The sequence below is a fragment of the Psychrobacter sp. CX18 genome (genome assembly GCF_057396215.1).
Genome location: NZ_JBXYJH010000004.1, coordinates 48,811 through 69,537, shown reverse-complemented (window position 1 = coordinate 69,537; position 20,727 = coordinate 48,811). Strand labels below are relative to the sequence as shown.

The window sequence follows — 20,727 nt, the reverse complement described above, 5'->3', positions numbered from 1 at the left end:
CAACCCCTAAGGTATAACCGCACTGCTCATCCGGCGCATAATAATATGCTGCTTATTGCGTAACCGCTTTGCGCCCATATGATCTTCATAATATTTTGGATTGGTTAGCATGCTGATCAGAAGAGCAGATTCATTACGATTAAGCTTACTGGCAGGCTTATTAAAATAATGTTCAGCGGCAGCCTCAATGCCGTATATACCGTCTCCAAACTCTGCCACATTAAGATAAGCCGTTAAGATACGCTGCTTATCCCACATCGCTTCTATTATTAAGGTAATAGTGGCTTCGATGCCTTTTCGCACATAAGAGCGGTGTGAGGTTAAAAATAAGTTTTTTGCGAGTTGCTGAGTGATGGTCGATCCGCCAGCGGAGACACTACCTGAAGTCTCATTTTTCTCCATAGCCGCTTCGATACCTTTCATATCAAATCCATTGTGACTGATAAAAGCTGCATCTTCACTAGCAATAGCTGCCTGCTTAGCTGACTTAGCAATATCACCGTATTCAACCCAAGTTTGCGTCACAGTGCCGCCACCTAGACGATGCGCTACCATAAACATACTGTTTTCGATAGGCTGTGTTTTCCAAACCACTAATAAGCCTGCGACAGTCAAATAAAACATAACCACAAGGATGATAAGAGAAAATATTAAACGCTTAAGTAGGGTTGATAATACTGCCATAATATTGTGACCTAGCTAGAGTTTTAAATTAAATCAATGATAAACTAACTTACAGGCGACTGGTAGCGCTCTTTTGAACTAGGGCTTACTTTTCCCCTAAATTTGATCGATAAATTATCCCATTCTCAACGCTAAACGTAGGCTGTGGCTTTTTCCCAGCATTTTTTGATTAAAGGTCTTGATTTGCTGGGCTAAAAGCACCAGCCCACAATGAGTTCTAATGAGTTGAGAACGGGGTATATATTTGGTTTTTTTAGAGCCTTCAGCAGCCCCTAACCTCAGCTCTTAAATGATAAACAACTTATAGACCAATTTAGGATGGCATTTGTGACAGATATTAAAACGATTCGACAATTGATTAAGCATCAACTGCAATCGACATCACAGCATTCTACCTTTTCGACATCTTCGAAATATAAAGATATTGATCCACAAGCTTGGTGGTTATTGGGTACGTCTGGCTGCCATCTTTGCGATGATGTTGAAAAAATGCTTAGGCTATTTTTAAGGGTTTGTCCTGTATCCGTGCAGCACATTGATATTGCAGATTTCGATGATAGTCTTATGGCACAGTTTGCCACCGTTATACCCGTCATATTGACACCTACTCAGCAACTTAACTATCCTTTTTCTATGCTAGATTTACAAAAGTTAGCCGAGCAATAGCGATGTTTATGATTTTATTATTCATAATATTTAAGTTTAAAATAAATTTAGATAATTATATACATGAAAAACTGTATGATTTTAAAGTCATTTTTATATATTTCATTAAACACTTTAATAAAAACTAAAAGTTTTTGTATATATTCTTAAATCTTATAAGTATAATGCGGACTTAAATTTTAAATCAGAAGTACATAATAGAGTTAGCCCTAAAATGCATGTATAGGTTTTAAGTCTGTATTAAAGGAATGACGCAATAGCTATAATTTAATGAAAGCAAACTTTTTATAAAAACTAGTATTCATTATTAAAAACAACTAGATTAAAAGCAATTGGGTTTAGCCTAACTGGGGATAAATTAGGAAGTCTTTATAACAGCCGTCTCTCATGCAAACTCAAGAAATTAAGGTGTCCTTGTCGCGCATCTTTAATTTTGCGTTAATCCTATTAATTAAAATTTAAGACTGTTTTTTGACCTTATACATGGATGTTATAAGGGTGGTAACTCGTAATAAGGATATTTATGTTCACTTTTCTAGCATTAACACCAATTCTGGTGGTATTTATATTATTAATAGTCATGAGACTACCTGCCAAATATGCGATGGCAGCCTCCTATATTGTAACCGCCCTACTGGCATTATTTGTTTGGAACACTGACTTCGCTCAAGTGGCAGCGGCAACGACAAATGGCATCATAGTCGCACTCACTATTTTGTTTATTGTCTTTTCAGCAATATTACTCCTCAATACCCTAAAAGAGAGCGGTGCTGTCATTGCCATACGTCGCGGCTTTATGGATATATCACCTGATAGGCGGGTGCAAGCTATCATTGTCGCTTGGCTATTTTGTTCATTAGTTGAAGGTTCATCTGGGTTTGGTACACCTTCTGCGGTAGGCGCGCCACTGCTATTAGCGCTTGGTTTTCCCGCGATGGCTTGTGTGATGGTCGTGTTGATCATACAATCGACGCCTGTGTCTTTCGGAGCAGTAGGTACGCCCTTATTAGTCGGTGTTTGGTCTGGTATTGATAATAAACAAGACTTAGCCCAATCTATTAAGCCCACTTCTGTGGCTGATTATTTATTGCAGATTACCGCTAATGTCGGTCTGTTTCATGCCCTAATAGGTGTGCTAATTCCACTTATTCTTAGTGCTTTTCTAACCCGTTTCTTTGGTGAAAAACGCTCATTTATTGAAGGTCTTAAAATCTGGCCTTTCGCCCTATTTGCCGGTATTTGCTTTACAGTCCCCTACTTTTTAGTGGCAAAATATTTAGGTCCTGAATTTCCCTCCTTGGTCGGCGGCTTCATTGGACTACTGATCGTCGTGCCCTTGACCAAACGTGGTTTCTTAATGCCAAAAGAGATTTTTGACTTTGGTCCGAGAGAGCACTGGGATAAAGAATGGCTCGGTACATTGGCGAAAGAAACCTTTGATGATAGTATTGCCCCTAGATTCTCAACGCTAAGAGCTTTTGCTCCCTATGCCATTGTCATTGTCTTACTCATTCTTAGTCGTGTCATTGCACCATTAAAAGACTTTTTGGTTGGTGATATGGCTACCATTAACTTTGCGAATCTTTATGGCAGTAGTATTTCAAGTAAGATACAGCTTTTATACTCGCCAGGTACTATTTTAATCATTACCTCCCTACTTTGTATTTTTATCTATAAAATGGATAAAAGCTCTATCAAACGTAGCTGGTCGAGTTCCGCTAAGACAATGGTCGCAGCTGCCCCTGCGCTACTTCTTTCCGTACCGATGGTACAAGTATTTATCAATTCAGGTTCTGCCACAGATTTAGCGACTAGCTTACCTGCTATGCCCATCCTATTAGCTGAAAGTGCGGGTGACGCCTTTGCACAAACTTGGCCTCTAGTATCGCCTTGGATTGGGGCTATGGGTGCGTTTATAGCGGGCTCAAATACCGTTAGTAATATGATGTTTTCATATTTTCAATGGTCAACAGCCAGTCAAATTGGGCTTGGTCCAGATTTGGCCGCTCAAGTTGTGGCTTTACAAGCCATTGGTGGTGCGGCGGGTAATATGATATCTGTGCATAACGTGGTCGCAGCTTGTGCGGTCGTTGGACTGATTAATAAAGAAGGCTTTGTCATTCGAAAGACACTGGTCGCTATGATCTATTATGTGGTGCAAGCCGGCTTCCTAGGTATGGCAGTTATATTTGGTGGATTGTTGTGGTGGATATTGGCGATTGCGTGGCCGCTATTATTTTTGTTGACGATGTCTTTAACCAGCAAGCCTGCGCTACCTAGGGCTTAGTCTAAAACAGACGCTGTATTAATAAGATAAAGTTAGAAAGTTTTTAGTTTGAATAAGTCAATACGGGACAACATTGGGTTAAATAGTCATTCTATTTAATCCTAATTTCAGGCAAAAATAACCATTTGTAGGTTGTTAATACCGCTTCTAAGACCTAGTTCAATGAGGCTGTTTAAATAATACTTTTTAAATGAGATTATTAAAATAAGATTGTTAAAATAAAAAGGTTTAATAGTATACCGCCTTGGCAAGTAATCATTCCTATTGTGTACATTCTATAATATGAGTAATGAGATGAAAGACTTAACGAAAATTACCGAAATTGAAGACTTAAGAGTGGTAGCGGAGCGTAAAGTACCGCGTATGTTTTATGACTATGTAGACTCAGGCTCATGGACTCAAACCACTTATCGCAATAATGAAACGGACTTCGATCGTATTAAGCTACGTCAACGTGTATTAGTCGATATGGACAATCGAAGTTTAGCGACTAAAATGATCGGTGAAGACGTCAGTATGCCCGTTGCCATTGCCCCAACGGGATTCACCGGTATGATGTGGGCTAATGGCGAGATGCATGCTGCCAAAGCCGCTAAAGATTTCGGTATTCCCTTCTCTTTGTCGACAATGAGCATTAACTCAATAGAAGACGTCGCAGAATATACCAATCACCCTTTTTGGTTTCAGCTATACGTCATGCGTGACAAAGAATTTATGGTAAATCTTATCACCCGTGCCAAACAGGCCAATTGTTCTGCGCTTATATTAACCGCTGATCTTCAAGTGTTAGGACAGCGACATAAAGACATCAAAAACGGTCTATCGGCGCCGCCAAAGCCGACGCTCGCCAACATTTTGAATTTAATGACCAAACCTGAATGGTGCTTTAATATGCTGGGCGCAAAACGTCGCACTTTTGGCAATATTGTTGGTCATGCAAAAGGTGTGGGTGATCTTTCGTCCTTATCGTCGTGGACTGCTGAGCAGTTTGATCCTAGCTTAAGCTGGAACGACGTTGCCGACATCAAAGATTTGTGGGGCGGTAAGCTGATTATTAAAGGTATTATGGAGCCTGAAGATGCCATCAAGGCGGCTCGAAGTGGTGCTGACGCTATGGTGATTTCAAACCATGGTGGTCGTCAATTAGATGGCGCCCCCTCCTCTATTGCTTGTTTAGCCGATATCGTTCAAGCCGTTAAAAGTGAGAATAGTAACATCGAAATCTGGCTTGATAGCGGTATTCGATCGGGTCAAGATGTATTAAAGGCCATGGCGCTAGGTGCTAAAGGTACTATGATAGGTCGTGCCTTTTTATATGGCCTTGGTGCTTATGGTGAGGATGGGGTGCGCCGCGCTCTAGAAATTCTTTATAAAGAGTGTGATGTTACTATGGCGTTTTGCGGTCATACCAATATTAATGACGTGACGGATGACATCTTAGTCAAGGGAACTTTTGAGAATTTAAAATCATCATTACCCTATACACCAGCCATACGCTGGGGCTAATACTTTAAAACGCTGGCACTTTAATAAATTTAATTGCCGACAAATTATAAGGCGACAGTATTAACCGTATTAGTAACCACGGTATCCCTAACGATAGCTAATAAGGGTTTTAGATGAGTTCTGAAACCCTTATTAATTTGAGACTTTTTTAGGTCTAGTTTTAATTATTATTATGTCTATATCCTAAAAAGTATTAGACCTATCCTTTTTTTAGCCTCTTGTATGTTCCTTTAATTGTCTCATTTATACGCCTCTACATTAAACCAGACCCTTCCTATGTTAAAATAGCGCTACTTTGTGCCACTTAACGACACTATGACTATTCAAAATTTGTTCCGAGTTGCGCCCGTGACAACCTTATTACTATTTAGCTTTATAGGGCTATTTGTGATCCAAGTTGCCACCGGTGTCGATGTCAACCAGCCCAGTGTAGACTCCCTCCTTAAATGGGGAGCGAATGCGCTACCTTTTAGTTTAGGCTACGAACCGTGGCGGTTGGTTAGCAGTGCCTTTTTACATATCGGCTTGATGCACCTATTATTTAATTGTTTTGCGATGTATTTCTTCGGACAAGTGGCTGAAAGAAATTTAGGTTCTCTTAATTTTTTGCTATTATTTTTGTTATCCGCAATAGGCGGTAATTTATTAAATAATTATGTGACATGGTGGCAAGTCTTTCACCATAATGGAGCACCTGGTATATCAGCTGGGGCTTCTGGTGGCATCATGGGCATTGGTATGGCGCTATTAGTAACGGAGCTGTTAAGAATTTATGTTCACCGCCTGCCTGTTAAAGGGGTTCAGCTTCAATTAAAACGTTTAGCTTTTGTCTTAGCGTTAACCTTAGTATATGGCTTTGCAGTACCCGGTATAGATAACGCCGGGCATATTGGTGGTGCGATAACCGGTGGTATATTGGCAATTGGGATCAGTTTAGGGTACCGCTTTTCTACATCGGACAAACCTTTGTTCAAAACGATACCTTGGCTACTCTTTGCTATCGTCGCAGGGTTATTTTATAAATTATGGCTAGACTTACATCTGCAAATAGGGCTATATTGAATTTAATGATTTTTAATGATTTTTAATGGCAAAATACCTTTAACCCCTTTTAACTAACTATCGAGTTTATTATGAACCTATTTAACCACGCTATAAAACGGACTGTGCTGTTAAGCCCTATATTATTGGGAATGATCACTATTTTCTCTCCCGTTGCCCATGCTCAAAGCACCGTTGCCCCTGAAACTGGTATTGCTAACCACAGTGCTGTTGATAAAACTGGCCTTAGCTTAGGTATCAATGTTATTGCTAACAAAAGTGCTTACGATATAGACGATGACGTTACGGTGATGCCAAGTTTATTTTATGACAATAACAAGGTATACGCCCGTGGTAGCCAACTAGGCGGTTACCTTGTCAATGATAACACCAATGAGATAGCAGGTTTTATACAGCCTGCCGGTAGAGACTTTGATCCAGATGATGCCGAGGGTAATTTAGAACTATTAGACGAAAGAAAGTGGTCAGCCCTTATTGGTGCCAGTTATTTACGTCGTACCTCTGTTGGTGGCTTTAGGGGACAGATCGCAACTGATATTTCTGGGCGTAGTGACGGAACCGTTGCTAAATTAACCTATATAGGTCGTTTAACACCCGGTAAATGGACGATTTACCCAAGTGTTGGACTTGAATGGGTAGATAAGAATTATAATGAATATTATTATGGGGTTAGCCAAAAAGAAGCCGCTAAATCAGGCGTCGCTCAATATAAACCTGACTCAAGTGTAAGTCCTTACATCAGTGTCAATGGTACTTATACCATCAATAATGATTGGGATGTATTTTTAGGACAAAGTGTTAACTTCTTATCTGATGAACAAAAAGACAGTCCTATGGTTGATGATGATGTTGATTATCGGACGACTTTAGGCGTGCTATATAAGTTTTAACACTATTTAGTTTAATACTGTTTAGCTCTAAGACAGGCTGATACCCTTTAAAAAAGGTAGCGTTTAAAAGGGCAAATTTTATAATGGATAAGCGCTAGGTATCCCCTATATACTATTTACCAAAAACTGCTAATCTAGTCGCCTTCCCGCTTTTAAGTATAATACTTTTAAGTCTAATATTTTAAGTTCGATACTTTTAAATCTTTGGCTTATATTGGAACTTTGATAATTCGAGGAATATGTGTGCAATCAACTCAACAATCTTTAATTGATACAGCAGAACCCTCTTATGCAGATATTGATGATAATTCTACTTTTAGTATCACCGATTTATGGTCTAGTATCACTGGTAAAATAAAGTCTGTATATAATAAAACGGCAGACTCGGTGGATGATGAATTTTCGATACCCGTCAGTCAGGATCAGGTGAATGCGGCCTTAAAGAAGTTTGTCACTGATAATGTCAGTCAGATACTTGAGATCAGAGTCGAGCTTCATGATGATTGGTTTCGGCTGTTTTGTACCATAGAAGCTGCCGGTATCTATGCTGAAGTTGCCAGTAACTTTGGTTTAGTTCATGTTCAAATTGATAGAGATGTTCAACGCTTCGTCTTTGCTCAGCAAACCAATACCGATGTACTTAAGCTTCATTGTGAGTCTTTTTTAAAGCGTCAAGGTGTTAAGCTTGCCATTTGGTTTTACCATAGTGTTTTACATAAAGACCCTTTAGGCTTTATTTTAAGTAAAATCAATATTGCACGTCCGAAAGACAATATTATCTACTTGGATATAAACCGTTGGTTAAAGCGTAATAAAAAGATTATCAGCACCTTACACAAGGTGCAGGTAAACTATGGCTTAGTAGAAGAAGAACTAATGGTTTTAAAAACTAAGGTTAATGTGCGTGATTTATTAAACAATAGTGGTGTAGAAGACATTATTACACCAGATGATGTTCCTGAGTTAATGAAAGGTCCGACCAATCCAATTAGCGATGCGATCAACCCCAGTCAGGAATAGCTCTGGATTGTTAGAACTGGTAAGAATTGATTAGAACTAGCTAGAACTGTCTGGTACCATTAGCTACTTAAAGCTGCTGAAGGGTCATCACATAAGCTCACGCAAACCACCGTTATACCAAAAAAGCCCCTAAATTTAGGGGCTTTCTGGTTATGTGTCCTGAACTAAACTAACAGCATCTAAAAATCCGTGGATTACGTTTGGTTTCACCACACGCTACCACTATTACTCATTAAAATTTAGTCTTGACTATAAAACAGGCTACCAGTAGTTTTCGACCGCGATATTACCTACCCCGCGCCTATTCATAACCAGACCCATTTGTTTTAGCGTCTCTTTTGTGTCCTCTACCATATCTGGATTGCCGCATAGCATCACATGCGAGTGATCGACATCTAGTGCCTCACCGGCCACACGTTCTAACTCACCGTTTAATAATAATTTAGGCAGTCGTTGATTTAATGTGCCCTCAACTGCCTCACGGGTGATAATTGGTATAAAGGTCAGTTTAGCAGGATTGTCCACTAGACTGCCAAAGTCTGCTTCCAACGCTTTAATTCGTTCGACATAAGCAAGCTCTTGTTGATTGCGGGCACTATAAGCCAAAATGATATGCTTATAGTCCTCCCAAGTTTTTAAATCTTGGAGCATGGATAAGAAAGGTGCCAGACCTGTCCCTGTTGCGAGTAACCATAAGTCTTTAGGCAATGGCTCTTGATAACGCGCTAAGGTTAAAAAACCAAAGGGCGTTGTATTTAATAATAACTCATCACCTTCTTGCAGATGTTGCAACTGCGATGTAAATGCACCATCTGGTATGACAATAGAGAAAAACTCTAATGTCTCATCATAGGGTGACGATACGATAGAGTATGCTCGAAAAATATCCTCATCAGGTACCTCTAAAGTACGGTCTTCATAATATTTTAATCGACTTGGATTAACCCCTAAACGTACAAATTGACCTGCTGTAAATTTAAAGCTTTCTGGACGCGTGACAGTGAAGCTAAATAAAGTGGGCGTCCACGTCTTTTTATCTAGTACCCGTACCTTTTGAATAGTGTCAGAATTGTCCGTCATAAATTATAATCCGCCCGATAATGGTTTAATACCTTTTATATAAAATTAAAAAAAATGCTTGTAAAGCATTAGCCTTACAAGCATAACATATCACACTAAGTAACTCATCTTACTGTATTTAACGAACTGAACTTAACGTACTGAACTTAAAGAATTGTATTTAGAAAACTGTATCTAGCAAATTAAATTGTCTAAATTACCAGATAATAGCTCGTGTTGCCATATTAATAAAGTCGTTAGGTAATACACCGACATATAATACGATCAGGGTCACTAGTATGACCATCAAGCCGCCAACTTGAATACCCCAATGCCACAACGCATCAAATTCAATGGTCTTAGTTGGACGTTTAAATAGCGTTAACATAACCCGTAGATAGTAATAAAGTCCAATCGCACTACCTAATATAATCATGGCCGCTAAAAACCACTCATTTCCATCGACAGACGCTACGATGGCGAAGAATTTAGTGATAAATCCGGCGGTTAACGGAATACCTGCCATAGAAAGCAGCATCACTGTCATTACTCCAGTTAATACAGGACGACGCCAAAATAGGCCTTGGTAATGTATTAATTCAGAGGCTTCACCTGCTTCTTTATAGGTGCTAGACATTAAAGTAATCACACCAAACAAACCTAAAGAAGTAAACGCATATACCGCCATATACATATTGGTAATTGAGTAGGCACCAGGTCCAATACTAACAGCAACGACTAATACATAGCCCATGTGTGCGATAGAAGAATAACCCAATAGACGTTTCAAATTGGTCTGACGTAAAGCCAGTAAGTTACCAAATAAGATAGATAAGGTGGCAATTACCATGAGTAACGTATTAACGGTAGGCAGCGCAAGCACGGCACCGTCTAATAAGAATCGAATTGCCAACGCCATCATTGCCACTTTTGAGACTGAGGCCAAATAAGTGGCAACAGGTGCAGGCGCACCGTGATAAACATCGGGTGTCCACATATGAAAAGGCGCTGCTGATAATTTAAAAGCAATAGCAAACGTCATCATTGCCGCACCTAAAATCATCAGTGGCGACTCAAACACATCAGATAATACGTAGGCAATTTCTTTAAATTCTAGCGTGCCGGTTGAAGCATATATGAACGCCATACCCATTAGTAAGGTCGCTGAAGCAGTCGCCGATAAGACCAGATACTTTAGTCCTGATTCTAGTGAACGATCACGCATAAAGGCATAAGCCAACATACCGTATAAAGGCACTGAAAGTAGCTCAAGACTCATAAAGAATGAGGCTAGATTATGCGCACATACCATCAGTAACGCACCGACAGTGGATAACAATAACAGCAGGTACAGCTCTTCTTTATGATCTTTAAAGGTTCTAAAATATGGATAAGCCAAGGTACAACAGGCTAAAGAAGATAAAAAGATGACCACCATATTAAACTGGGCAAAAGGATCTACGATAAACATGCGGCTGACTATGACCTGTTCAGGCACACCGAACCAACCCAGCATCTGACCTATTAATACCAATAAGCCGATATTTAATCCAAGTACGGATAATGTACCGGTTAAAAAATGTGAACGCTTAAGGGCGATTGCTAGCATAACAACCAATAGCGTGACGACCACAATCAGAATAGGCGCAAAAGGCATTAACACAGGCCAAGTCGTTTCTATAACGTTATTCATTAACGAACCTCCCCTGTGACAACTGTTGACTGTATGGCCTGAGTGGCATCAAAATTGACAACCTCATGATAGTTATAGGCATTATTAATCCACTGCATCGCATGACTAGACGTATCCAACACTGACTGTGGAAATAAACCAAGCCAAACCAAGCCAATGGCTAGTAATAAAAGTAATAGAAGTTCTCGTTTATTTAAGTCATATAGATTGATTGGCTTATCATGGATCTCTTCACCCTCATAGCTCGGGTTTAAGGTATGAGAATTTACCGCACCGGTATCTAGTGAAGTGGCTAATGCAGGTTGCAGATGGTGAGGGTGTTGTTCATTAGTCACATGATGTTTTGGCATACTATCAACACTGTCATCATGAGTTGCTACTGACGTATTCGAATGATTGGCAACCACAGCATACTTAGGGACAGTTTCTTCCCCAAATAGCGCACGGTAAATAATAATCAATGAATAGAGTCCTGCCCATACTAAGCTAAAGGTTGCAATAACAACGAATACCGGATACTGTTCAAACGATCCTAATAATATTAGAAACTCACCGATAAAGTTTCCTGTACCAGGAATACCTAACAGTGCCGCACAGAAAAACATTAAAAATGGCGCATAATAACGGAATTGTCCCCACATGCCGCCCATTAATGGTAATTCACGGGTGTGCATACGCTCGTATAACTGCCCTGCCATAATAAATAGCGCCGCTGATGATAGACCATGCGCTAACATTTGTATCATCAGACCTTGCAGGCTGAGTAAGGTACCTGCGTAAATCGCCAATACCACAAATCCCATATGTGAAATACTCGTATAGGCAAGCAAGCGTTTAATATCCGTTTGCACAAAGGCCATCCATGCACCGTAGAAGATACCGATAGCTCCAAGTGTCATCGCTATTGGCGCAAACTGTTGAGAGGCCTCTGGGAAAAATGGCAATACGAAACGAATCAAACCATAGGCTGCTGTTTTAATCAGAATACCTGCTAAGTCAACGGAACCTGCAGTTGGTGCTTGAGCATGAGCGTCGGGTAACCAACCATGAAAGGGCATGATCGGTAATTTAACCGCAAAGCCGATAAAGAAGCACAGCATGATGGGATATTCCCAACCACCAAGAGGCGTGCCCAAAAGATCATTGTAGTTAAAGCTAAATACGCCTGAGTTTTGGTAATTTATGATGACTAATAATAAAATGCCCACCAGCATAATCAAGCCTGACGCTTGAGTATAAATAAAGAATTTAGTAGCCGCATATTCTTTGGTTTTACCATTGGAGGCATTGTGTCCCCAGATGGCAATTAGGAAATAGATAGGGACTAACATCATCTCCCAGAAGAAGAAGAACAAGAATAAATCGATGGCTAAGAATACCCCGATTACCCCACCTAAGCTCCACAGTAGATTAAGATGGAAAAATCCAACACGGCGTTGAATCTCACCCCAAGAACAACCTACCGCCATAATACCTAAGAAAGCGGTTAACGATACCATCAGTAATGACATACCATCTAAAGCTAAATGGAAGCTAATACCAAATGAATCGATCCAAGGTACCACAAACTCAGCAAACCAGGGCAGCTGTGCATCAGGTGCAATCACCTGCTTACTCATACCTGCAAAGCCACCTTCACGCCATAACACGACCGTCATCGCAAAGGTGATAATCATACCAAGTAAGGCAATCCATCGAGGCAGACGTTTGTCAATTTTTTCTACTAACCAACACAGCGTACCCGCAATAAACGGGGTAGCAATTAATGCTGGCAATATCCAAGCTAATTGAAGTTCTGTCATCTTAAATCACCGTCGTCATGACTAGTATCAACAACACTGCCATCCCCAGTCCAAAACTTGCAGCATATCCTCTTAGCGATCCTGATTGAGTCATGGTCATCACCTTATTACCCGCTGCAGCGATAGCGGGTAAGATGTTCCATGTTTTATCAACAGGGTCGACTTTGAGTAATTTGCCGATGAATAAAAATGGTTTCACAAAAATCAAATCATACAAGGCATCAAAACCAAGTCCATTTAGGCACCAATAATATATCGCACCACCCAAACTTGTTGATTTAAAACGGGTTAAAAGCTTGCCTTTATTAGCAACATACAATAAAAATGCGAGTACTAATCCAGATGCCATCGCACCCATAGCGATATATTCAGCCAAGTGCTTCGCATGGGCATCACCGCTCATTTCAAGCATATGACCCACACTTTCTGGTAAGACACCGTGTAGTGGTGGTGTTATCAATGCACCTACTGCTGTTGACAAGATTAATAGAATAATTAAAGGTAGCTGATAAGATAAACCTGACAGCTTATGTGCATGGGTTTTCTCTTCACCAAAGAAGGTGAACCAAATCATACGGAAGGTATACAGCGACGTTAAGAATGCCCCAAACACGCCCATATAAAACAGAATTTGATGACCCGTTGCATAGCTTTCCCATAAGATCGCTTCTTTAGAATAGAAGCCGACGGTTATCCATGGTATGGCTGCTAATGCGCCTCCACCGACAATAAAGCACCAAAATACTAAAGGTATCTTATTGCGTAATCCGCCCATCTTAAATATATTTTGTTCATGATGCACCGCGGTAATTACCGCACCCGCTGATAAGAACAGTAAAGCTTTGAAAAAAGCGTGAGTCATTAAATGAAAGATAGCACCTTGCCAAGCGCCCACACCAAGTGCCAAAAACATATAGCCAATTTGACTCATGGTTGAGTACGCTAAAATGCGCTTGATATCAGTCTGTGCTAATGCACAGAATCCTGCCACCACTAAGGTTATTGCACCAACAGCACCTACCCAATATAGTAAAATGCCCGGTGTTAACATAAATAGAGGGTGCAGTCGTGCTATTAGATACACACCAGCGGTAACCATGGTTGCGGCGTGAATCAATGCAGAAACCGGTGTCGGTCCTGCCATCGCATCAGCAAGCCAACTGTGCAAAGGAATTTGTGCAGATTTACCCATTGCCCCGCCCACTAACATCATGGTTGCCAATATCAATGTTGGGTTATTGGCTTCAAACATTTGTGGGGCACGGGTAATGATATCTTGAATATTTAAGGTGCCGAATTCACGGAACAGTAAGAATAGCCCGAATGCCAAAAACACATCACCAATACGAGTGACGGTAAATGCTTTCATTGCTGCCCGGCCATTTGCTCTATTTTGATAATAAAAACCAATCAATAAGTACGAGCAAATACCCACGCCTTCCCAGCCGAGATAAAGCAATAATAAGTTATCCGCTAACACCAATAACAACATGCTGGCGACGAATAAATTCATATAGCTGAAAAACCTTGCGAAGCCAACATCACCTTTCATGTACCATGAGGCGAATAGATGAATTAAAAAACCGACACCCGTAATAACGCCTGTCATGGTTAAGGCTAAGCCATCGAAGCTTAACCCGAATGCAGGGGCAAAATCGCCTACTTGCATCCACGTCCATAACGGTAAGTTAATAACCGTACTAGGATCGTTTTGAGACAGGTAGCTGTATGACGCAATCAGAGCACATAGAGCAGATAGACCTAAACTTCCCACGCCAAGCCATTTTGCCGACTGTTCAGATAAATGATCTCGCATTGCCGCTAGGATCAAGAAGCTGATAGCCGGAAAGATAAAGGTCAATGGTAATAAACTCATAATATTAACCTCTCATCTCATTGGCGGAATCAATATCTAAATGACCACGGCGATGGTAGAACTGCAATAAGATTGCTAATCCTAATGAAGCCTCAGCAGCTGCTAAGGTTAGGATAAAGATAAACATAACTTGACCATCTGCACTTAACCAATGACTGCCAGCGACTATAAATGCAAGGCCAGCGGCGCTCATCATAATTTCCAGACTCATTAGCATAAATAGGAAGTTTCGGCGAACCATCACGCCACATAGCCCTATTACGAAAATAATGCTCGCTAATATAAGACCATGTTCCATCGGAATAGGACCTAATACGCTTGTATCAGCAACAACATTGACGTGAGGCGCTTGCACCATCTCAACAGGTTTAATTTCCATTGATTGGGTGGTTGCTACAGTATCAGCATTACTGACAGTATCGACATGACTTAAAGATGTCACATCAGTTTGGTTAACGGTTTCAGAGGTTGCAGCTGCCATTAACTATCCTCCCTATTGTGCAGATGAGCGCTATCATGTCTATGACCTTGTTTGAAGCGGTTGGCATCTAGTTTCTGATATTCGTAAGCCGTATCAGCCTCATCTGAACCCAGAGAATTATCACCCTTGGCATGAGTTACTCTGTCCGTATCATTTGTAAATAGACCATTTGAATGGGCTACTTGACGGCTACTGTGGCTGACGTTTTCATCGTCAAGCGCTTTTTTACCTAAATGATAGGCGGCAACTAGGGCAGCCAATAACAGCATCGCACCGACTTCGACCAATAATAAATACTCTGTGAATAATGCAATACCTACTTGTTTGGCAGATATTGTTTGAGCCCCTATTGTCGCAGCGGTTGTCACACCTTGAACACTATTACCCATTGAAATAATATACATGAGGACAATTCCGACGATGACACTTAATGCAGTAGGTACGGCCCAGACATCTGATGACAACCATAGGCTTTCTCGGCTGTCATTTTCAGAGCCCAAATTGAGCATCATAATAACAAATACGAAGAGCACGAGAATTGCGCCTGCATAGACAATAACCTGTAAGGCCCCAGCGAATGGCGCGCCCAATATAATGAAGATTCCTGCTAATGCCAATAACGATACAATCATAGAAAGGATGGCATGGACGGGATTAGCTAACATAATAACCCTAAGACTTGCGATAATTGCAACTAACCCTAGGGCATAAAAACCTACCAATGCAGTATTATCAAACCAGTGTAGCCAACTCATGGCAATAGACTCCTTAAATCGACAGGATCCGCCTCATTTTGGGCAGCCCCTTTTGGTTTGTCTTTAATCGCCATACCGCTAACACGGTAATAGTTATAATCAGGATATTTACCTGGACCTGAGATTAATAGATGCTCTTTTTCATATACTAAGTTTTGACGAACGTATTCACCCAACTCAAAGTCTGGTGTAAGTTGAATCGCTGTGGTCGGACAAGCTTCCTCGCACATACCACAAAATATACAACGTGAGAAGTTAATACGGAAAAACTCAGGATACCAACGCCCATCTTCACGCTCCGCTTTCTGTAAGGAGATACAGGCAACAGGACACGCCACCGCACATAGGTTGCAGGCGACACAACGCTCATCTCCATCAGGATCACGGGTTAACACGATACGACCGCGAAAGCGTGGCGGCACTGGCACAGGCTCTTCTGGATACAATATGGTATCTCGAGGTCTAAAAGCATGACTGTTAACCATCCACATGGTGCGCACAATGGTAAACATGCCCACGACTGTCTTTTTCAACGTTTTAAACATGTTAACTTCTCTAATTGCTTACTAGTGAAGAACCTGACAACGATAAAAATAGCTTTTAACGTCAGTCGGGTCGTTATTTCTAACTAATAAATAGAAGGTTTTAAACCAAATAACTCTTGTATAGGTAAATTTCTTTTTTATAAGTAAATTTCTTTGCCAAATATCGATCTATACCCTATTGCAAATAACTTTTTTAAGGGTGTAGAGTTTGAAGGATATTTTGCCTTGAAATTAACTTGCTGAAATCAATATCAAAGCAGCGGTTACTAATAAATTAATCAAGGTAACTGGCAAACAAATCTTCCAACCGAAGTTCATAACTTGGTCGTATCTTGGACGCATCAGCGAACCACGAGCCAATACGAACATGGTCATAAAAAACAAGGTTTTGATCATGAACCAAAATGCTGGCGGTAGAATGGTGAATCCAAGATTCATTGGCGCATCCCAACCACCAAAGAACAAACAAGTCATTAAAGCCGAAATAAGGACCACATTGACATACTCACCAATGAAGAACATACCAAACTTCATACCGGAGTATTCAACATGGTAACCTTCAGCCAACTCTTGTTCAGCTTCTGGCTGATCGAAGGGGTGTCTATGTGTCACCGCTACCCCTGCCACAACAAAGGTTAAGAACCCAAAAAACTGAGGGAAGATATTCCAGTTCCAAAAGCCGCCTGTCTGAGCCACAACAATATCACGTAGGTTAAATGAGCCTGTCATCGCGACTATACCCATCAATGACAAGCCTAAGAAAACTTCATAGCTAATGGTTTGGGCGGCTGAACGTAGACCGCCGAGTAATGAGAATTTATTTCTAGATGCCCAGCCACCAAACATCACAGCATATACTGCCATACCTGCCATCGCGAAAAAGAATAGAATACCAATATTCCAGTCCGCTACCCCTAATGTTGGAGAAATGGGAATGATCGCAAATGAGGCTATTGCCGTAAACATCGCCACACCAGGCGCTAATACAAACATAAATTTATCAGCAAACTTTGGCGTCCAGTCTTCTTTAAAGAAGATTTTTAGCATATCTGCAATTAGCTGGAGTGAACCCCAAGGTCCTACTCGGTTTGGACCATAACGATCCTGCCAAAGCGCCAACATACGACGCTCATAGATGATCATTAAGGCTGCAACCATCACCACGACCAAAAATATCATTAAGGCTTGAGCAACTAAAAATAACACCGTCCAAGCATCTGTTGACAGACTTAGGAAGCTTGGGACCTCAGGGATGATTCGAATTGATTCCATATTAACCTCCCTGACCCTCTAAGTTTGGTTGATTATTATCGACATTGGATGGTTCTATTTGTATTTTTGGGGGATCAATTTTAATGACCGATGCCGGTAAATGTCCATGTAAGATAGGCACTTGTCCCACTGGATACCCAATACAGCCTTCGGCAAGATAAGGTACCACTTTGACAGGCAATTCCACGCGCTGCCCATCAACCGTAATAGCCAACCAGTCTTTGTCACTCACTTGCCAATTATCAGCATCTTCTTTACTCACTGAAAATGCTGGCACTTGTAACTGCGAAGCCACTACTGGGCTACGCTGAGCCATTGCAGAGCTGCCGTATAAATTATGAATGGGCACTAATTTGGCCTGCCCTTGGAAAATACTGGTTTTAATAGGCTGATACGGTTCTGGCTGTACATAATCGCGTTTATCCAGTTTGTTATCCTCATCTATTAAATCAAATAAGCGAACCCCTGGATCACCTTGTTTTAGGCTACCGCCAATTTTATCTTGATACTTATTCCAAGCTTGTGGTGAGTTCCAACCTGGAAAATGTGCAAAAGGTATCATAGAACTTGGGGTTTGGGTGCCGGTATAACCTTCCATCGAAAAGGTTAAAGCCGTATCTAAATCTTTGGGCTGCATTGGCTCATGCACTGACAGGTTAGCGCGCATGGCAGTACGCCCAGAATAACGTCTTGGTTCACGGGCAATTTTAAGGCCTGAAATACGAAAATCTGATTCTGGTGCCGCCTGTTTTATACCTGTGAGATTAGGATGCGTCTTGATAAGCTCATTAATCACATCATCAAGCTGCGTCCAGTCTAGTGGCAACGCATTAAGACTGGTTTCGACGGCGTGTAACCAGCGCCATCCCTCTTTGATACAATTTTTATTATTGTAATAACCAGGGTCATAAACTTGGAAGAATCGCTGGGCACGGCCTTCTGCAGACACCAATGTCCCATCTGCTTCAGCAAAGCTGGCCGCCGGTAACACGATATCAACAAACTTATGCCAGTGTAGATTTTGATGATCCAGTGCAATGACCGTTTTGTCTGTCAATAACTTGGCAAGTTTTTCAATATCTAACGCGTCAGTTAATTGGTTTTCAACCACAATGACTGCATCAAAATCTGTGGCAAGAATCTCTTCAACCGACTTGCCGCCTAATAGGCAGACGCCAATGCTATTTGCACTTGGTACAGATAGATATAAGCCAGCTTGTTTGCGATAATTCTCATTAACCTGTTTTAGATCCAACTCTTCTTCTTTTGGATCTCGCTCTACATTGTCTTTAGCCGTTTTCTCAGCGGTTTTGGCATCTAACTCTTTATCTTGATTCGGCTGATCTTCAGCTGCTTGCGCTCGAACTTTTGCATTATGAATGTCAACTTTTTCAAGCTCATAGGCTTTTATTTCATCACGTTTATCGGTTAAAACCTGAGCTATTTGTGCAGCCGCTTCGATAATGGCAACATTAAACTGTCCTGTTCCAGAGACAACTAATGGCTTATCAGCAGTGACTAAATCAAAGGCAATTTGTTTTGCCAGTTGCTGCATTGGATCCAAATTAGACTGTTGATTCTCATCATAGACGGCATCTTGGACTTCATCTTGTTCAACTTTATGCGCATCGTCTTGCGCATCAATATGAGCCCCATTAAAATCGGAGCCTTGAGTCGCTTCTTTTTTAATCTGCTCAATATCATTTGAGAGTGCTTTTACCGCTTCTGCTACCGCAAAGCCTAAACTTGCGATGTCCTCAGGTGTGGCAACACAGCTTACTTTACTAATGTCATCCAGTTTTGTTTGCACAGTGTCGGCAATGTATACTGGACTAAGCTCTTTTTGACCAATACGAAGCACAGGCTCAGCCAGCCATTCTTGAGTCTTAAGCGCCTCTGCCATCTTAATTTTTTTATTTTTAGCAGCCTGACGTACAGCCAAAGCAATACGCGGACTGGTCTGGGTGATATCTTCACCTAAGATAAATACCGCATCGTGCTCTTCAATCTCGGCCATCGTCGGATTATAAATACCTTGAGTGTTTAATAGCTCAATGCACTTTTCAACCAACGACTGCTGATGACTATTCAAACCTGTTGAAAAATTATCAAAGCCCACCAGTTTTTTGAGCGCAAAGTTCGTCTCTAAACTGGCACGCGGTGAGCCAATACCGACTACTTTTTTACCTTTAATACGCTTAACCGTTTCGTCTAAAGCATAGTCAATATTTATTTTAACTTGTTTGTCGTTAATACGCTCAACCGCTTGTACAGGACGGTCTTCACGGTTGATATAACCGTAGCTGAAACGGCCTAGATCACATAAGAAATAGCGGTTAACTTCTCCGTTATAGCGATTTTCAACGCGGCGTAACTCTCCATAACGCTCACCCGCTGAAATATTACAGCCTGCTGAACAGCCATGACAGATGCTTGGGCCATATTGCATATCCCATTTACGGTTATAACGTTCTGAATGTGTCTTATCAGTGAATACACCCGTTGGACAAACTTCAGTTAAGTTACCAGAAAATTCACTTTCAAACTGACCATCTTTGTCACGACCGAAATAAACTCGGTTGTTAGAGGCATAAACGCCTAAATCTTCACCACCGGCATAGTCTTTATAATAACGAACACAGCGATAGCAAGCGATACAGCGATTCATCTCATGCGCTATAAAAGGACCTAGTTCTTGATTGTGATGGGTGCGTTTGGTAAAGCGGTAACGACGTCTACTATGACCAGACATATAAGTCATATCTTGTAAATGACAATGACCCCCTTCCTCACAAGTTGGGCAATCGTGGGGGTGGTTGGTCATTAGAAACTCAACAATCGACTTTCTAAATGCTTTGGCTTCTGCATCGTCAACCGAAATATACATGTCATCGGTAGGTGCGACCATGCAAGACATGACCAATCGACCTTTACCAGCTGCTGCATCTTCTGCATTATTAAACTGCTTTACCGCGCACTGACGACATGAGCCGACTGAACCAAGTGCCGGGTGATAGCAGAAATAAGGCACATCGATACCCAGTGACAAACATGCTTCTAACAGGTTGTCTGCCCCGTTTACCTCGACCTGCTTACCGTCAATATGTATGACCGCCATGCCTGTTTCTA

Annotated in this window: 16 protein-coding genes; 6 read left to right on the top strand and 10 right to left on the bottom strand. The window is 41.1% G+C overall.

What is annotated here, in order from left to right; genetic code table 11:
* Positions 1-6: 6 nt before the first annotated feature.
* Positions 7-684 (bottom strand): monofunctional biosynthetic peptidoglycan transglycosylase, encoded by a 678-nt coding sequence (gene mtgA / locus AC2SLT_RS04200; protein ID WP_486546390.1) that lies wholly within the window; start codon positions 682-684, stop codon positions 7-9.
* A 327-nt stretch (positions 685-1,011) separates the two neighbouring features.
* Here mtgA and AC2SLT_RS04195 point away from each other — a divergent pair, with 327 nt between their 5' ends.
* The 6 genes from AC2SLT_RS04195 (at position 1,012) to AC2SLT_RS04170 (ending at position 8,115) form a co-directional block, all read left to right on the top strand.
* Positions 1,012-1,350: a glutaredoxin family protein gene (locus AC2SLT_RS04195; RefSeq protein ID WP_486546389.1), complete on the top strand. Its 339-nt coding sequence runs from the start codon at positions 1,012-1,014 to the stop codon at positions 1,348-1,350.
* Between the two features lie 523 nt (positions 1,351-1,873).
* Positions 1,874-3,637 carry an L-lactate permease gene (locus AC2SLT_RS04190; RefSeq protein WP_486546388.1) on the top strand — a complete coding sequence of 588 codons (1,764 nt, stop codon included), beginning with the start codon at positions 1,874-1,876 and terminating at the stop codon, positions 3,635-3,637.
* A 294-nt stretch (positions 3,638-3,931) separates the two neighbouring features.
* The gene (locus AC2SLT_RS04185) at positions 3,932-5,143 is read left to right on the top strand and encodes an alpha-hydroxy acid oxidase (RefSeq protein WP_486546387.1); all 1,212 of its coding nucleotides are present in this window, start codon (positions 3,932-3,934) and stop codon (positions 5,141-5,143) included.
* Positions 5,144-5,458: 315 nt separating this feature from the next.
* The gene (locus AC2SLT_RS04180) at positions 5,459-6,205 is read left to right on the top strand and encodes a rhomboid family intramembrane serine protease (RefSeq protein ID WP_486546386.1); all 747 of its coding nucleotides are present in this window, start codon (positions 5,459-5,461) and stop codon (positions 6,203-6,205) included.
* Positions 6,206-6,276: 71 nt separating this feature from the next.
* Positions 6,277-7,095, top strand: coding sequence for a MipA/OmpV family protein (locus AC2SLT_RS04175; RefSeq protein ID WP_486546385.1), 819 nt, complete (start codon positions 6,277-6,279; stop codon positions 7,093-7,095).
* A gap of 243 nt (positions 7,096-7,338) precedes the next feature.
* On the top strand, positions 7,339-8,115 hold the full coding sequence (locus tag AC2SLT_RS04170) for a hypothetical protein (protein WP_486546384.1): 777 nt from the start codon (positions 7,339-7,341) through the stop codon (positions 8,113-8,115).
* Positions 8,116-8,376: 261 nt separating this feature from the next.
* Here AC2SLT_RS04170 and AC2SLT_RS04165 read toward each other — a convergent pair whose 3' ends face one another.
* The 9 genes from AC2SLT_RS04165 to nuoG all read right to left on the bottom strand — a co-directional run bounded on the left by AC2SLT_RS04165 (position 8,377) and on the right by nuoG (position 20,716).
* Positions 8,377-9,195: a ferredoxin--NADP reductase gene (locus tag AC2SLT_RS04165; protein ID WP_486546383.1), complete on the bottom strand. Its 819-nt coding sequence runs from the start codon at positions 9,193-9,195 to the stop codon at positions 8,377-8,379.
* A 196-nt stretch (positions 9,196-9,391) separates the two neighbouring features.
* On the bottom strand, positions 9,392-10,867 hold the full coding sequence (locus AC2SLT_RS04160) for an NADH-quinone oxidoreductase subunit N (RefSeq protein ID WP_486546382.1): 1,476 nt from the start codon (positions 10,865-10,867) through the stop codon (positions 9,392-9,394).
* The gene (gene nuoM, locus AC2SLT_RS04155) at positions 10,867-12,669 is read right to left on the bottom strand and encodes an NADH-quinone oxidoreductase subunit M (RefSeq protein WP_486546381.1); all 1,803 of its coding nucleotides are present in this window, start codon (positions 12,667-12,669) and stop codon (positions 10,867-10,869) included. The genes AC2SLT_RS04160 and nuoM overlap by 1 nt, the downstream gene beginning before the upstream one ends.
* Position 12,670: 1 nt before the next feature.
* Entirely contained in the window at positions 12,671-14,545 is a 1,875-nt protein-coding gene (gene nuoL, locus AC2SLT_RS04150) for an NADH-quinone oxidoreductase subunit L (protein WP_486546380.1), read from the bottom strand.
* Positions 14,546-14,549: 4 nt separating this feature from the next.
* Complete coding sequence (gene nuoK, locus AC2SLT_RS04145; RefSeq protein WP_486546583.1) at positions 14,550-14,903, bottom strand: NADH-quinone oxidoreductase subunit NuoK; 354 nt, start codon at positions 14,901-14,903, stop codon at positions 14,550-14,552.
* A 122-nt stretch (positions 14,904-15,025) separates the two neighbouring features.
* Positions 15,026-15,781, bottom strand: coding sequence for an NADH-quinone oxidoreductase subunit J (gene nuoJ / locus AC2SLT_RS04140; protein ID WP_486546379.1), 756 nt, complete (start codon positions 15,779-15,781; stop codon positions 15,026-15,028).
* Entirely contained in the window at positions 15,778-16,326 is a 549-nt protein-coding gene (gene nuoI / locus AC2SLT_RS04135) for an NADH-quinone oxidoreductase subunit NuoI (RefSeq protein ID WP_486546378.1), read from the bottom strand. Before nuoI ends, nuoJ begins: the two co-directional genes overlap by 4 nt.
* A 231-nt stretch (positions 16,327-16,557) precedes the next feature.
* Positions 16,558-17,598, bottom strand: coding sequence for an NADH-quinone oxidoreductase subunit NuoH (nuoH, locus tag AC2SLT_RS04130; RefSeq protein ID WP_486546377.1), 1,041 nt, complete (start codon positions 17,596-17,598; stop codon positions 16,558-16,560).
* A gap of 1 nt (position 17,599) precedes the next feature.
* Positions 17,600-20,716, bottom strand: coding sequence for an NADH-quinone oxidoreductase subunit NuoG (gene nuoG, locus AC2SLT_RS04125; RefSeq protein WP_486546376.1), 3,117 nt, complete (start codon positions 20,714-20,716; stop codon positions 17,600-17,602).
* Between the last annotated feature and the right edge of the window lie 11 nt (positions 20,717-20,727).